Genomic DNA, 14,554 nt, shown 5'->3' on the forward strand with positions numbered 1-14,554 from the left:
CATGCTGGAGTTCGCCGGTTTCCTCCCCATCCTCCTCATCATCGGCCTGGCCGCCATTCAGCTCGGCCTCGTCGGCTACGCCGCGAACCAGGCCGGTTCCGGCGCGCGGGCGGCGGCCCGGGTGGCCTCGCAGGGGGAGGGCAGCGGCGAGGCGGCGGGGCACGCGGCGATGGACAGCGGGCTCGACGCGGACGTCAGCGTCGGCGACGGAAGCGGCGAGACGACCACCGCCACCGTCACCGTCCAGGTCCCCACCCTCCTCCCCTTCGTCGACACCGACTGGAGTGTCGAGAAGTCCGCGACGATGCCCAACGACGACCCCGACGCAGGAGGCTGACCCCCATGAGCCTGCGATCCCGCATCGCCTCGCCCGCCGACACCGCCGCCCCCAACCGCGACGACAGCCTCGTGGCGACGTACCGCGCGAAGCTCCTCGAAGAGATCGACCTCGCCGAGATGTCGTCCCTGACGGCGCCCGACCGACGCGCCCGCCTGGAGCGCGTCCTCAACCACATCATCAGCCGCGAGGGCCCGGTCCTCTCCTCGTCCGAGCGCGCCCACCTGGTCCGCCGTGTCGTCGACGAGGCGCTGGGCCTCGGCGTGCTCGAACCGCTCCTCGCCGACGCCTCCATCACGGAGATCATGGTCAACGGCCCCGACTCGATCTTCGTGGAGCGCGCGGGCCGCGTGGAGCAGCTCCCCCTCCGCTTCGCCTCCAACGACCAGCTCATGCAGACGATCGAACGCATCGTCTCCACCGTGAACCGCCGCGTCGACGAGTCGAACCCCATGGTCGACGCCCGCCTGCCCACCGGCGAACGCGTCAACGTCATCATCCCGCCGCTGGCCCTCACCGGCGCGACCCTCACCATCCGCCGCTTCCCGCGCGCGTACACGCTGCCCGAACTCATCGGCCTCGGCTCGCTCGACGAGCACATGCTGATGCTGATGGCCGCCTTCGTACGGGCCCGCTTCAACATCATCGTCAGCGGCGGCACGGGCTCGGGGAAGACCACCCTCCTGAACGCCCTCTCGGGCCTCCTCCCCGCCCACGAACGCATCATCACCATCGAGGACTCGGCGGAACTCCAGCTCCAGCAGGACCACGTGATCCGCCTCGAATCCCGGCCCCCCAACGTCGAGGGCAAGGGCCAGATAACGATCCGCGACCTCGTACGCAACTCCCTGCGCATGCGCCCCGACCGCATCATCGTCGGCGAGGTCCGCGGCGGCGAGACCCTGGACATGCTCCAGGCCATGTCCACGGGCCACGACGGATCCCTGGCCACCGTGCACGCGAACACGGCCGAGGACGCCCTGACCCGCCTCCAGACCCTCGGCTCGATGTCGGAGGTCCAGGTCCCCTTCGAGGCCCTGCGCGACCAGATCAACTCGGCCGTGGACGTGGTCGTCCAGCTCGCCCGGCACGCCGACGGCTCCCGCAAGGTCGCCGAGATCGTGCTCCTGGTCAGCCACGGCCGCCAGCAGTTCCGCATCGCGCCCGTGACCCGCTTCGTGCCGCGCCCGGCCGGCCCCGACCGTGTCGTCCACGGCTACTTCGAGCATCTGCCGCTGCCGCGCCCGGTCGCGGAGAGGCTGTACGTGGCGGGGGAGCCGGTGCCGCCGGCGTACGGCGTGGCCGAGGCCATCGACGTACTGAACACCAGGGAAGCGATCGGCTGATGAACCACCCCACCGCGCTGGCACTCGGCGCCACGCTCCTCACCGGCACGCTGGCCGTCGCCGGGCTCCAGACGTACGCGTCCGGGCGCGCCCAGCGCCGGGCCCTGGAGGACCGCCTGGCGGGCGAGGGGTCCCGTCCTGCCCTGGAGGGCGGCGGCCGCGCCCGCCGCTTCACGGCCGTCGACCGCCGCCTGCGCCGCACCCGTCTCGGCCGGGAACTCCAGCTGCGCCTGTCCGCGACCGGCCTGGACCTCACCCCCGGCGAGTTCTTCACGTACGTCATGGCGGTCGTCGCGGCCCTCTGGCTGATAGCGGCCGCGTCCCTCGCGCCCTTCTTCGGCCCCATCGCCGGGGTGGTGGCGGTCTGGAGCGCGGTCATCTTCCTCAACTGGCAGCGTCAGAAGCGCATCGAGGCGTTCATCAACCAGCTCCCCGACGTGGCCCGCATCCTCGCGAACGCGACGGCGGCGGGCCTGGCCCTGCGCACGTCCCTGGCGATGGCGGCGGAGGAGCTGGAGGCCCCCGCGGGCGAGGAACTCTCCCACGTCGCCCACCAGCTGACCCTGGGCCGCTCCATCGACGACACCCTGGAGGAACTGGCCCAACGCCTCCCGTCCCGCGAACTGATAGTGCTGGTCACCACGTTGGTCCTGTCCAACAAGGCGGGCGGATCCGTCGTCAACTCCCTGCGCAACCTCACGCAGACCCTGGAGGACCGCAAGGAGACGCGGCGCGAGGTCCGCACGATGCTCTCGGAGGTCCACGCGACGGCCTTCACGGTCCCCCTCCTGGGGCTCGGTTCCCTGTTGCTGATCAACTCCTCGAACGAGGGCACCCTGGAGCGCGTGACGGGCTCCCCCCTCGGCCAGACCTTGATCCTGATCTCTCTCGGCCTCTACGCCGTGGGCTTCTTCGTCATCAGGCGCCTCGGAAAGATCGAGGTGTGACGTGACCGCTCTGCTGCTCGCCGCACTGATGGGACTGGCCGTGGCCGGTGCCGCGCAGGGCATCCGCATGTACCGCGCGGAGGCGAAGCTCCCGGCCGACCTGGCCGTGGCGCTGGAGGTCGGCGCGTCACGCGTCTCGGTGGCGGGCGGGGCGGTGGACCGTCTCGGCATGCGTTTCGCGCCACTCGTACTCCGCCTCATGGGCCCGAAACGCGTCTCGGCCAAACGCCGCCGCATCGACATGGCGGGCAACCCCGGCGGCCTCACCATCGACCGCTACGCCGCTCGCCGCGCGGTCTACGGAGTCTTCGGCGCGGTCCTGGGCCTGATCTTCCTCACGAACTCCCAACCCCTCTTCGCGGCCCTGACCTTCGTCTTCGGCGCGGTGGCCGCGGACGCCCTGATCTGGCAGGCCATCCGCGAACGCCGCGAGGTCATCGACCGCACCCTGCCCGACTTCCTCGACGTCCTCGCCGTGGTCGTCTCCGCCGGCCTCGGCTTCCGCCAGGCGCTGGACCGCGTGGCCGAGAAGTACGAGGGGCCGTGGGCCGACGAACTCCGCATCACGCTCCGCCAGATGGACATGGGCGTCAGCCGCCGCCAAGCCTTCGACGAACTGCGCAAACGCAACTCCTCGGAGCAGGTGGCCCAGTTCGTCTCCGCCCTCCAACAGGGCGAGGAACTCGGCTCCCCGATCGCCGACACCCTGATCCAACTCGCGACCGACATGCGCCGTACGGACGCCCAGAATTCCCGCCGCCGCGCCGCGAAAACCATCCCCAAGGCGACGATGGTGACCCTCGTCTTCATGCTCCCGGCCACGATGATCCTGATCGCGTCGGGCATGTTCTTGGGGTCGGGGTCCGACTTCGGGTCGATTTTGGGGCGGTGACGGTCGTCAATGACTTCGCTGAAGCAACTCACGGAGAGCGCCACGAAGAGCTTTGCGCGGCGGCGGGCCGCACCGAGGCGAATACGCCAACCTGCGTGCGCAGGCGCAAGCCGGTTGCGCGGACAGCCTGTTGGGGCAGTTGTTGTGTCGTACGGTGCGCGCGTGCGCGTGATCGGCCAGATCAGGCAGTTGGTTCAGATGGGTCAAGTTGTCGGTTTCGGGTGGGAAAGAAAGGTCGTCCGTCATGCTGAAGGATCGCGTACTGGGAGTGTGGGTGACGTGGACGCTGACGGTGGCTTCCCGGGCTCGGGGGATGCGGGGGAGCGAGCGGGACCGGGGGGCGGGGTTCGTGGAGTATGCGGGGTTGATGATTCTGATTGCGGGGATCTTCGTCCTCATCGACGGCCTGGGCTTGGACGGACAGATCTCCGGAGCCATTCAGGACGCCGTGTCCGACGTCATTGGCGGCTGAGAAGGGCCCGCCTCCACAGTGACGCGGGCAGCACCCTGCCGATATACATCTGGCTGACGGGAATCCTCCTCTTCGTTTCACTCGCGTTCTTCGCCTTCGCCCAGGCTGCCCTGGCGCGCAACGGAGCCCAATCGGCCGCTGACGCGGCGGCATTGGCGGCCGCGCAGGACGCGCGCGACGAACTGGTCGAGGGTCTGGGCGAAGCAATCGCCGCGGGTGAGGGTGCCGAGTGGGTGGACTGGCTCGGGGGAGACATGGTGACCGGCGAGGGCGCTGAGGCAGCGGCCGATGCCCTGGCTGCCGACAACGACGCGCACGTGAGCGGATTCGGGGCGGCCGAGGTCAATGGATACCCGGGTTACGACGTAGAGGTCACCACCAACTACACCGTCGGAGACTCGATCGTCCCGGGCACCGAGAACCAGCACGCGAAGGCCGACGCGACCGCCGTCATCAAGCCCCGTTGCGAGCTGGCTCAGTCAGCCGACCCGGAGAAGGACGTGGAGTTCGTCTGCGACGGCGATGATGCCCCCATCGAGATCGACCCGGACGACTTCGACCTGGACGACCTCCCGGACGCGTCGACACTCTTCTCCGTACATCTGGCCAACTGATGAGCGAGCAAAGAGAAAAGGAAGCCGTAGCGATGAAACTCCGGCGCACCATGAAGGCCCGCAGGGCAATGACCGCGGTGGCGATCACGACTGGGCTGGTCCTCGCGGTGGCCGGCTGCGGCGGCGGGGACGGGGGGGACGACGACTCGAAGAAGGAGAACACGTCGTCGGCGGCCCCCAACAACGACCAGGGCGGTGAGGAGACACAGCAGGAGGAGCAGCCGCAGTCCTCCGACGACGTGCTGGCCGAGGTCAAGGGCGAGGAGAGCATCACGCTGACGGTCAAGTCGGCGGTGCGCGACGAGGGAGGCTTCGTCACGGTCTCCGGCACCGTCACGAACAACGGCAGCCGGTTCTTCGCGGCGGCCAACTGGCGCGGCGAGGAGCGCGAGCTGAACAAGAACGGCTCGTCCGTGGCCGGCGCCAACCTTGTCGACGGCAAGGGCAAGAAGCGGTACCTCGTGCTGCGTGACACCTCGGGACGCTGCCTGTGCACGAAGTTCACCGGCGGAGTGAAGCCCGGGCAGACCAGCGACTGGTACGCACAGTTCCCCGCCCCGCCGGACGGAACCACCGAGATGACCTTCCAGGTCGGTGCGATGCCCCCCGCGCCGATCGAAATCTCCGAGGGCGAGTAACCATGACCCGCTCCCGATGCCGATCCCTGGCCACCGCCACAGCCACCACCCTCACTGCGCTCCTCCTCCTGGCCCCCACCTCCGCGGCCTGGGCCGACGACGAAGACCCCAGCGCGCCCCCGGGCAGCACCACCACCTCCCCACCCCCCGAGGTCGACTCCAACAGTCCCGGACTGAAGCTCGCCGACGGCGCCACCCTCGCCCCCGCCAAGGTCCTGGACATCAAGTCGGTCGTCGAGGACATGGGCGGAGAGGAACGCCGCGAGGACACCAACACGGACGTGAAGTTCGCGCTCCAGGCAGAAGTCCTCTTCCCGAAGGACAGCTCCAAGCTGAACCCGGAGGCGAGCGCCCGCATCAAGGCGATCGCCGAGGAGGCGAAGACCCAGAAGGCCACGGACGTACGCGTCTTCGGATTCACGGACAACCTGGGTTCGTACGGCCACGGCAAGAAGCTGTCGAAGGACCGCGCCGAGGCGGTCCACGACGAACTGGCGAACCACCTGGGCCCGGACGTCACGTACGCCGTACGCGGCTACAGCGAGGACTATCCGATCGCGGACAACGGGTCGGAGGAGGGGCGCAAGAAGAACCGGCGAGTGGAGGTGTCGTTCCCGCGGGGCGGTGCAAGCGCCCCCTCGGCGGAAGGCGGCCGCTGACGCCCGGCCTCAGCCGCCGACGGAGGTGCGGTGCGCGGGCCAGCGGTGCTCGCACGGGAGCCCGGCACCGAAGGCGTCCCGCGGCGCCGCGACCTTCACCCCAAGGCGGCGTGAGTCGGGTGCGGCGGCTCACAGGAGATGGTCGGCCTCGCCCGCCTTGATGGCGGCGCAACCCTCAACGCAACTGCCCTCACCGGAGGTTGACTATGCCGCTGCTCGCAGCGGCCACTTGCCCCGACAGTCTGCTGGACGATGTACATACGCAAGGAGCGGACCGCCCGCCAACCCCCAACGACCTCACCTACAGCCTCACGCTGCCCGCGTCGGTGACGAGCCCGGCGATCGCGCGCCGCGCGGTGGCGGCCATCCTCCGCCGCGATCAGTACAGCTGGGAGGCGGAGGGGGTCACGGCCCGTTGCCGGTCCGGGGTGGTGTAGGCGAAGTTGAGGACGGTGCGGCGCAGGCCCGCGTGGCGGAGCGGGGTGACGCGGTGGGCGGTGGTGTCACTGCGGAGCAGGTAGCCGTCGCCGGTGCGGTGGTGAGCCCTGTGGACCTTGTCGGTCCGTAGCGAGGCGAGGTCGGCGATGTGGGGGACGTACTCGAGCAGTCCGCCGTGGGAGGGGTCGGCCGGGGCCTCGATGAACAGCACCAGGGCCAGGGGATAGTCGTCGGTGTGGGCGCCGTGGGTGTCCCCCTGCTCGTGGAGGCTGTTGATGACGTGCCGTTCGAGGGGGTCACTCACGGCAACGGCCCGGAAGCCCGCGATGCGGCCGAGCAGTCCGAGGAGATGTTCGTCCCGGTAGAGCTGTGGAATCAGTACGGATTCCTGGGCGATGACGTGGCCGCCGAGAGTGGTCATATGGCGGGGGGAGTGATCCGTGCATTCCATGGCGAAGTCCCGCCGCGCAGACAGCTTTTCCAGTCGTCGTACCTCGCTGTCGATGACCGTCAGCAATTCCGGGGGCATCAGGGCGGGGAGCGGCAGATAGCCGTCGGCGGTGAAGCGGTCGCGCAGGGCATGGGTGTACTCGGGTAATGACAGCACGGCAGAGGCATTACCCGGCGCCGGTGGCCGCCATGCCGTGGGCGAGGCCGCCGGTCGCCCGGCGACCCGTTCCGATCGCACAGTTCCGGCCAGAGTGGCGTCCTGTGGCGGGAAGCGGGCAGTGCACGTTCCTGGGTCCGGGCACCGTCTCACCGTGCCGCATCATGGCCAGGTACCCGCACTGATCGGGGGGCGTGCGAGGGGCGAAGAGTTCCGGAGGCCGCGGCTGGACTGGCCGGGCCGGGCGGGCTCCCGCGACCGGTGGCGGGATTGTGTGACCCAGCTCCCAACTGCGTTGCGCCTGCAATGTCCTGTGGGGGAGTATGTTCGATGCGTTACGTGACGTGAGTGCCGCATGCGTATGGAGTGATGTCATTGCGCTGGTCAACTACCGGTTGGCCGACGGGGGTTCTCGGCGGGGGTGGCTTGTGAAGTTCGACATGGGTGAGACGACGCTTGCCGTGTTGGGGAAGAACACGGCGGGGTCGAGTGACGACCTGGGGACGCTGATCCGGGCCCTGGTGCAGTCGGCGGAGCCGTTGGAGGGGAAGTTCAACGGCGCGGGCAAGGCGACGTTCGACTCGTTCAAGCTGCGGGCGGATGAGATCACGGCGGCGTTGAACAGTTCGCTGGCGTCGATTCTGGGCGGCCAGGCGGGGATGGACGAGGCGTTCGGTACGGGTACGCAGGAGCAGTCCGACAACGCCCACAAGAACATGGGCGCGGCCAACTTCCAGGCGGCGCGCTTCTCGGGCTGACCGCCACTGTCCAACGGGCTCCGGGGGCAACCCCGCCCACCAACTTCGCTTCCACTCGACACGGGGAGTCTTGTCATGGCTGGCAACCAGGACCGGCGTTCGTACGACACCGGCGCCTCCGCCGACGTACAGAGCAGCCTGCACATCATCATCGGGAATCTCGAGCGCGTGCTCGGCGACCGCGACCGCGCGGTGAAGGCGGCGATGGCCGACTACCAGGCCGACGGGGTGTCGGACGAGTACCACGGCAAGGAAGTGCGCTGGAACAAGGCGGCGAACGAGGTCCGGGAGATCATCCGGCTGGTGCGTTCCACGCTGGAGGAGAACGACGGCACGGCGCAGACGACGCTCGCCCGCGCGCGGGCCGCTGTCAACAACATCGGCTGAGCACGCACCATGTCCTATCCGACCCCTCCCACCCCGCCGGGCGGAGACGCTGGCTCTGGCCCCGGCCAGGGACTGCCCACCTACCCGCAGGCAACGTCTTCTCAGCCCTATCAGCCCTATCAGCCCTATCAGCCCTATCAGCCCTATCAGCCGTATCAGCCGTATCCGGGGCCCTCGCACTACGCCTCTGTCGGCCCCGTGCTCGCGGACCGGGGTTCCCGCTTCGGGGCACGCCTGCTCGACCTGGTCTTCTGGCTCTTGGGCTACTTCGCGCCGGGTGCTCCGATCATGGTGTGGATCGACGAGTCCGGCGGTGGACTGTCGCAGGTGGTGCTGATCGTCTGGTTGGTCACTTCGCTCGTTCTGTATTTCCCGGTGTGCATCGCCCGATTCGGCTCGACGCTGGGCAAGCGGATCTGTGGAGTGCGGATCGTGCGGCGTGAGACCGGAGGGCCGGTCGGATTCTGGCGGGCCATGGGGCGGGAGTCCTTCTCGTTGCTCGGGATGGTCGTACCGGTCCTGAGCCTGCTCGACCCGCTGTGGTGCTGCTGGGACAAGCCGCTGCAGCAGTGCCTGCACGACAAGGCGGCGGACACCGTCGCTGTGGAGCGCTGAGCGGGGGCCAGGGAGTCCAGGGCTCCGGTCGCCGCCCTGGTGTACGGGGTCGACATCGTGTGATCAAGACGTGAACGTAACCAGAGTTATGGGGGGCGTGTGATGACGGCGTGGGACATCGAACCCGGCGGCGTGCGGGGAGTGCTCCAGCGGGCCGGCACTGCGGCCGAGACCATGGCGTCCGCCGGCAAGCAGATGCAGAAGACGCTGCCGCAAGCGGCCAAGCACGCGGGCACCATTGTTGAGGGTGGACACGAGGGGCAGGGGACCCCGGGGCCGGTGGGGTCGGCCCTGGGCGTGTTCTTCAACCAGTGGTCGAAGAACCTCACGTACATCGCGGAGCGGGCGGGCAGTTCGCTGAACGGCGCCCACCGGGCCACCGAGGAGTACATCAAGGGTGACCTGGACATGGCGGCCAAGAAGCAGGGCAACGCACTCGCGGAGATGACGGTGCCCGACATGCCCGGTGTCGGCGGTGGCGGTGGAGCCGGCGGTGGCGCGCGAGGCGGTGGCAAGTGAGCAGCAAGCTCATTGACCCCAATGGCATACCGCAGTTCACGGGCAACCTGGAACAGCTCGAGCGGGACGCGACGGACCTCAGCATGGAGGCGTCGTTGTTCCGCCTCGGCGGCGGCCAGGTGCACTCCATCTTCCAGGGGCTCTCGGCGTTCTACGAGGCTCCCGAGGCGGAGGACCTGTTCGCGACGACCAAGCCGGTGGCCACGCGGTCGGACGCGTTCGCCGACCAGTTGGAGAAGGTCGCGCAGGCCCTGAACGACTACGCGACCGAGGTGCGGCCGCTGGCGGAGAAGCTCAAGCAGCTGCGGATCGAGGCCAGTGCCTTCGTCATCGACGACGTCTCGACCGATGACGAATGGCGCAAGGACCAGGACAAGGTCGATCACAACAATCGGCTGATGGACGACGTCGAGGCCGCCACCCTGGCCTTCCAGGCGGCCGAAATCGCCTGCCACAACAGGATCACCGCCTTGGTGGACGGGATCCAGCTGAAGCCGAGCAGCGACGGTCAGACCAGCTGCGGTACGTATGGCTACACCGAGGAAGTCCTCGACCAGGCCGAAGAACTGCCCTGGGGCGCCAAGGCCGAGCGGGACTACGACGGAATCGAATGGCTCGCCCACAAGGCCGTGGACTTCGGCAAGGGCGTCGTCGTGGACGGCATCGTCGGCACGGTCAAGGCGATCGGCACACTGGCGGGCAAGGACGGCTGGGGCGCGGCCGGCGAGGCGTGGACCAACCTGGCCAAGCTGGGCACCGGCCTGGCACTGACCATGTCTCCGGCCGCGGGCCTCTTCTGGACGGCCAAGGACGAGCACCTTCCGGGCTGGCTGCGGGATTCCCGGCGGGCGGTGGTGGAGACCGGCAAGGGGTTGATCGCCTACGACCAGTGGGGCAAGAACCCGGCTCGGGCGGCGGGCTTGGTCAGCTTCAACGCCGTGACCATCGTGGCGACACGTGGCGCGGGGGCCGCGGTCAAGGGCGGGGCCATGGCGAAGGTCGTCTCGGTGACCGGCAGGGTGGGCCGTGGGATCGATCCGTTCACCTATGCGGCGAAGGGCGTTACCTTCGCGGTGTCGAAGGTGGGGGATCTGCTGGTGCCGTTGAAGAACGTCGGCGCCGGCGCGCGAGTGGGGTTGGCGGACGGGCCCTACCGCCTGGTGGACGAGGGGGCGGGCATGCCCGCGCGTCCTGCGGCTGTGCCGGACGACGCGGTGCGGTACGTCGACAACGAGGGCGGATCGGTCTACCTCACGAAAGAGGGGGCGATCCTGGACTCGAACGGTGCGGTCCTGCAGAGGTCCGACCAAGCTCGGCCGGAACTCTCGGCGCGGGAGCGGGCCACCGCGGTCCGCAACGAGACCCCCGCGCCTCGCAACCCCGCAGGAGAACCTGTTCTTGCGGGGGTCAAGGCAGGCGACGGCGCCGCTGAACCCGTCGGCCGTGCGGCAGATACTTCCCCGGGCAACGGCTCGCATGGCCCTGGCCCCTCGGGAAGCCACGCGTCCCTGGGCGGCTCATCGGTCGACGGTGTGACTGGCCTTGGCCGAGCGGGCGGGGGGACGGGCGGTCCCGGTGACCATGTCCCCGGACAGCCGGGAGGCAGAGGGGCCGGAGCCGGTGGTACTGAGCCCGACCCCAAGGAGATTCTGCGCCGGCACGTGGAGCGAGCCAATTCGGATCCGTCCTGGTTCAAGGAGCACTACAGATCCAATGGATACCGGCGGGTTACGAACAGGGAGTTCTGGGGGCAGCGATTGCCCCAATTGGTGCGCGACCCCTCCGACCCGAGCCGGTGGATCGCGAAGACCGATCTGCCCCCCGCCATCCCGGCGAAGTACGTCGACTCCAACCCCCTAACAGGCCACCGAATCCGGCTCGGGGATGATGTGCTCGGCGAACTCGACAAGTCGGCAAGGCTCCGGCACGATGCCATAGCAGCCGATCGGCAAGCCGAGCAGAACCTGGCCGACGCCGAACGTGCGCACCAGAAGAATCCGACCGCGGAGACGGAAGCCGCACGCGACGCGGCTGAGAGCGCGCACTCCCCGCTGCACGGTGACCAGGGCAGGCAGAGCGAGCTGTTCGGTGAGGCTGTTGCCGAGCGCCATGCCATTCCGGAACATTTCCCGAATGCCAGGCGTGTCGACGACGGGGAGTTTGGTAACAATCGATTCGATCAGGTCTATCGGAATCCCGACGGGAGCTTTGTGGTCGTCGAGGCCAAGGGCTCTCTCCGAGCGGGTCTCGGCGAACGAACGAGTCACTTGGGCAATCGGGTTCAACAGGGAACTCGCGAGTACTTCGAAACGATCCTTCGCGAGATGGACAAGCGGGCGAAGGCCAAGAACGATACCGCGGAGGCGGCGCTCGTGCGGGATCTTCGCAATTCCCTGAAGCGAGGCAGTGTGAAGTACATACTGGTCAAGGCGGAGGCCGCCGGCAACGGCAAGTATGCTGGATACCAGATGAAGGAGTTCAACATCAGCAAGCCCAGGAGTAAGTGATGCCTGCACGAGTGGCGCGCCACGAATTTCCCGGTGGAGACGCGACGCGGATCCTGGAAATGAGCGACGAAGCGGCGCTCGAGGACATTGAAGGTCTCCAGGAGTCGCCCGAATCGTTCGGGCTGACCTTCGGCAGTGTGTTGAGCACGGCCCAACTGCACTGTATTCATGACGGCGCTGTGAGTAAATCGGAGACCTGGGAAGCCTGGGTTGCGGCGATGCAGGTCGGATCTGCCATGTTTGCTGCCGCCAGCACCACGCAAGCCTCCGTGGAGTGTGTGATCGCGCACAAGAAGTGGGTGCTGCCGGCGACCGGTGCCCAGCACTTTACCGATGCGGGAAATTGGGTTACCGCCTTCTGGCTTGCTGTCAGTTGCCGCGAGCAGGGGCGGATGACCGAGCTGGCGAACGTGCCAGTGGAACTACTCCGCGAATCTGACGCCGTCTACGACGAATACATCTACTCTTGGGTGGATGCCCTGCAGACGTACTGGATGGAGCGTCCAGGTCTGGGTGAAAAGCTGATCGCTGCATTCAACGGCACTGACCCCGAGACCCTTCGCGTCGCGGACCGCGAGCTGATGTTGAAAATCCTCTACCCGCCGCTCAACCTGTTCCTGCAGTTCGTCAAGAGGGACCAAGAGAATTTCAACGCGGCGCTCGTGGAAGCATTGACGCTGCACAAGGAGTACTGGACGCAGACCGAGGATCGCAGGCTAAGTACGGACGGCGCGGTGGCCATTGGCCCACTGGCCGTTGCATGTCTTGCTCACGACGCAGGCATGGCTGTAGAGGTCGAGTCGGACTACCTGCCGAAGCATCTCTTGCAGCGGAGCTGGCTTGGCGAGTTCGAGACCTGAGAGATTGCTTGACTGTCTCCGGAAGGGGGATGAGCGGGGTGGCAGCTCAGGACTACGACAGTCAGTTGTTGGAGTCCGTTTCCGTTCGGCGGCGGCGGCTTCGGGATGCGGTGGTGTTTGGTGGGGCGCGGCAGCGGCGGGGGTGGGATGAGCGGTTGGGGAAGTTTGTCGGGGGGATGGTGATCGCCGCTGTGTTGTGTGCCGGATGCGTGGGATGGTCGTTCATTTCGCATCGGGTGATGGAGGAGAAGAAGCCGGGAGAGTCGCCGACTGATGGGCCTCGGTCTTCGTCGTTCGGTGCGCGCACTTCCTTGCCGTTTGGCGTGTCCGAATCGCCCTCCGTGTCCGCTACTTCTCGGTGATAGGTTCGAACTTGTGATATCTGCGGGGGCAATGAGCCGTAGCCAAGGGCGAGTGGCGTTGAGCCGGGTGACCTTGGTGGGGGAGCGGCGGCGGGTGGATCTCGTACTGCCTTCTCAGGAGCCGGTCGGGCTGTTGCTGCCCGAGGTGATGCGGCTGCTCGACGATCGGGTGGGCGCGCGGCCCGAGTTGCGGTATCTCGTGGCCGCCGATGGGTCCGCGCTCGCGCAGGACAGCACGCTTGAGTCGGCCGGGGTCGCCGATGGAGCTGTGCTGCGGCTCGTGCGGGCCGAGGACGCGCCCTCCGCGCCCGTGGTGCACGACGTCACCGACGAGGCCGCCGGGGATCTGGATGTGCGGGCCTGGCGGTGGGGTGCCGGGGCCCGGCGGGTGGTGTGCGGCGTTGCTGTGGGGGCGTGGGCTCTCGTCGCCGCGGTGCTTGCCCGGGGGGAGTTCGACGATTCCCGGGTGGGGGTGGCGGCCTTGGGCGTCGGTGCCGTCGCCGCAGTGGGTGGTGCGGTGCTCGGGCGGGTTCGGCGGCAGAGCGTCGCCGCCACCCTCATCGGGGTCGCGGGTGCGCTCGGGGCCTTCGGCGCGTGGACGCTCGGGGGCGCGAACGGGTGGTCCGGGGGCGCGCAGTTGGCGGGTGTCGTCGGGGTCCTTGTTGTTGCTCTGTTGCTGCTCGGGTGGTTCACGCCCTTGGGGCGGGGCGGAGTTGTCGGCGGTGGTGCCCTTGCCGGGTGCGCCGTGGTGTGGGAAGGCGTCCTCGGGATTCAGGGCGGTGGGCACGTCGATCGCGTCGGTGCCGTGCTCGCGGTCGTGTCCGTCGTCGGTCTCGGTGTGCTGCCGCGACTTGCCCTGATGGCCTCCGGGCTCTCCGGGCTCGACGACCGGCGGTCGGGCGGGGCCTCGGTCAGCCGGTACGACGTGGGGAGCGCCCTCGCCGCCACCCACCGTGGGCTCGCCCTCGCGACTGTGGCGCTCGCCGTGTCCGCCGGTGCCGCCGGTGTGCTCGCCCTGCGTGCCGTGTCCGTGTGGTCGGTGCTGCTCGCGGGGGTCGCTGCTCTGGTCCTCGCCCTGCGCGCGCGGGCGTTCCCGCTCATCGTCGAGGTCGTCGCCCTGTTCGCGGCCGCGGCGGCCGTCGTGGGGCGGCTCGCGTGGGTGTGGCTCGGCGACTCCGGGGCGGCGGGCGGGCCATTGGCGCTGCTCGTCGCGCTCGCGCTCGCCCCGCTCCTCGTACTCGCCGTGCGGCCCGCCGAGCATGTGCGCGTGCGGCTGCGCCGGATCGGGGACGCGCTGGAGTCGCTGGGCGTCATCGCCCTGATTCCGCTGGCCCTCGGGGTGTTCGGCGTGTACGGGCGACTCCTCGACACCTTCGCGTGAGGGCGCGGGACGACATGACTGAGGCGAGGGACTGGCAGCGGGATCTGCTGCGGGAGTTGGGTGGCGGCGCCGGTAACGCCGGTGACGGTGCCCGTGCCCGTGCCGGTGACGGTGCCCGTGCCGACAACGGTGCCCGTGCCCACAACGGTGCCGGTTCCGGAACGGGCGGAGGATCGAGCTCGCCGCCGGCCTCCACCCCGGCGCTCGCGCCGACG

General features: G+C 68.7%; 16 protein-coding genes and 1 pseudogene. 16 read left to right on the forward strand and 1 reads right to left on the reverse strand.

Features of this window, described 5'->3' with window-relative positions:
• Nucleotide 1 precedes the first annotated feature (1 nt).
• The 8 genes from STRAU_RS31405 (at nt 2) to STRAU_RS31440 (ending at nt 5,905) form a co-directional block, all read left to right on the forward strand.
• Nucleotides 2–337: a TadE/TadG family type IV pilus assembly protein gene (locus tag STRAU_RS31405; protein ID WP_016644447.1), complete on the forward strand. Its 336-nt coding sequence runs from the start codon at nt 2–4 to the stop codon at nt 335–337.
• A 5-nt stretch (nt 338–342) separates the two neighbouring features.
• Nucleotides 343–1,683 carry a TadA family conjugal transfer-associated ATPase gene (locus STRAU_RS31410; protein WP_016644448.1) on the forward strand — a complete coding sequence of 447 codons (1,341 nt, stop codon included), beginning with the start codon at nt 343–345 and terminating at the stop codon, nt 1,681–1,683.
• Nucleotides 1,683–2,630, forward strand: a complete 948-nt coding sequence (locus tag STRAU_RS31415; protein WP_016644449.1) for a type II secretion system F family protein — start codon at nt 1,683–1,685, stop codon at nt 2,628–2,630. Before STRAU_RS31410 ends, STRAU_RS31415 begins: the two co-directional genes overlap by 1 nt.
• Before the next feature lies 1 nt (nt 2,631).
• Nucleotides 2,632–3,522 (forward strand): DUF5936 domain-containing protein, encoded by an 891-nt coding sequence (locus STRAU_RS31420; protein ID WP_016644450.1) that lies wholly within the window; start codon nt 2,632–2,634, stop codon nt 3,520–3,522.
• Between the two features lie 244 nt (nt 3,523–3,766).
• A complete protein-coding gene (locus tag STRAU_RS31425; protein WP_016644451.1) occupies nt 3,767–3,994 on the forward strand; it encodes a hypothetical protein in 228 nt (75 codons plus the stop codon).
• A 62-nt stretch (nt 3,995–4,056) separates the two neighbouring features.
• The gene (locus STRAU_RS31430; protein ID WP_472980059.1) at nt 4,057–4,608 is read left to right on the forward strand and encodes a pilus assembly protein TadG-related protein; all 552 of its coding nucleotides are present in this window, start codon (nt 4,057–4,059) and stop codon (nt 4,606–4,608) included.
• Nucleotides 4,609–4,640: 32 nt separating this feature from the next.
• The gene (locus STRAU_RS31435) at nt 4,641–5,246 is read left to right on the forward strand and encodes a hypothetical protein (RefSeq protein WP_016644453.1); all 606 of its coding nucleotides are present in this window, start codon (nt 4,641–4,643) and stop codon (nt 5,244–5,246) included.
• Nucleotides 5,247–5,248: 2 nt separating this feature from the next.
• Complete coding sequence (locus STRAU_RS31440; RefSeq protein WP_016644454.1) at nt 5,249–5,905, forward strand: OmpA family protein; 657 nt, start codon at nt 5,249–5,251, stop codon at nt 5,903–5,905.
• Nucleotides 5,906–6,284: 379 nt separating this feature from the next.
• Here the strand turns inward: STRAU_RS31440 and STRAU_RS31445 are convergent, their stop codons facing one another.
• The gene (locus STRAU_RS31445) at nt 6,285–6,950 is read right to left on the reverse strand and encodes a HalD/BesD family halogenase (protein WP_016644455.1); all 666 of its coding nucleotides are present in this window, start codon (nt 6,948–6,950) and stop codon (nt 6,285–6,287) included.
• Between the two features lie 428 nt (nt 6,951–7,378).
• Between STRAU_RS31445 and STRAU_RS31450 the strand changes: the two genes are divergently transcribed.
• The 8 genes and pseudogenes from STRAU_RS31450 to STRAU_RS43150 all read left to right on the forward strand — a co-directional run.
• Nucleotides 7,379–7,708, forward strand: coding sequence for a hypothetical protein (locus STRAU_RS31450; protein WP_016644456.1), 330 nt, complete (start codon nt 7,379–7,381; stop codon nt 7,706–7,708).
• A 75-nt stretch (nt 7,709–7,783) separates the two neighbouring features.
• Nucleotides 7,784–8,095 (forward strand): pore-forming ESAT-6 family protein, encoded by a 312-nt coding sequence (locus STRAU_RS31455; RefSeq protein WP_016644457.1) that lies wholly within the window; start codon nt 7,784–7,786, stop codon nt 8,093–8,095.
• 198 nt (nt 8,096–8,293) lie between these two features.
• Nucleotides 8,294–8,710: an RDD family protein gene (locus STRAU_RS31460; RefSeq protein WP_016644458.1), complete on the forward strand. Its 417-nt coding sequence runs from the start codon at nt 8,294–8,296 to the stop codon at nt 8,708–8,710.
• Between the two features lie 102 nt (nt 8,711–8,812).
• Nucleotides 8,813–9,229, forward strand: coding sequence for a DUF6507 family protein (locus STRAU_RS41865; RefSeq protein ID WP_052029364.1), 417 nt, complete (start codon nt 8,813–8,815; stop codon nt 9,227–9,229).
• Nucleotides 9,226–11,736 (forward strand): hypothetical protein, encoded by a 2,511-nt coding sequence (locus STRAU_RS31470; protein WP_016644460.1) that lies wholly within the window; start codon nt 9,226–9,228, stop codon nt 11,734–11,736. The genes STRAU_RS41865 and STRAU_RS31470 overlap by 4 nt, the downstream gene beginning before the upstream one ends.
• On the forward strand, nt 11,736–12,596 hold the full coding sequence (locus tag STRAU_RS31475; RefSeq protein WP_037663130.1) for an immunity 49 family protein: 861 nt from the start codon (nt 11,736–11,738) through the stop codon (nt 12,594–12,596). The genes STRAU_RS31470 and STRAU_RS31475 overlap by 1 nt, the downstream gene beginning before the upstream one ends.
• Nucleotides 12,597–12,989: 393 nt before the next feature.
• Entirely contained in the window at nt 12,990–14,339 is a 1,350-nt protein-coding gene (eccD, locus tag STRAU_RS31480; RefSeq protein ID WP_037663133.1) for a type VII secretion integral membrane protein EccD, read from the forward strand.
• A gap of 14 nt (nt 14,340–14,353) precedes the next feature.
• A pseudogene (locus STRAU_RS43150) lies at nt 14,354–14,554 on the forward strand (hypothetical protein); the annotation flags it as partial.

This window comes from Streptomyces aurantiacus JA 4570 (genome assembly GCF_000414115.1).
Taxonomy (GTDB): domain Bacteria; phylum Actinomycetota; class Actinomycetes; order Streptomycetales; family Streptomycetaceae; genus Streptomyces; species Streptomyces aurantiacus_A.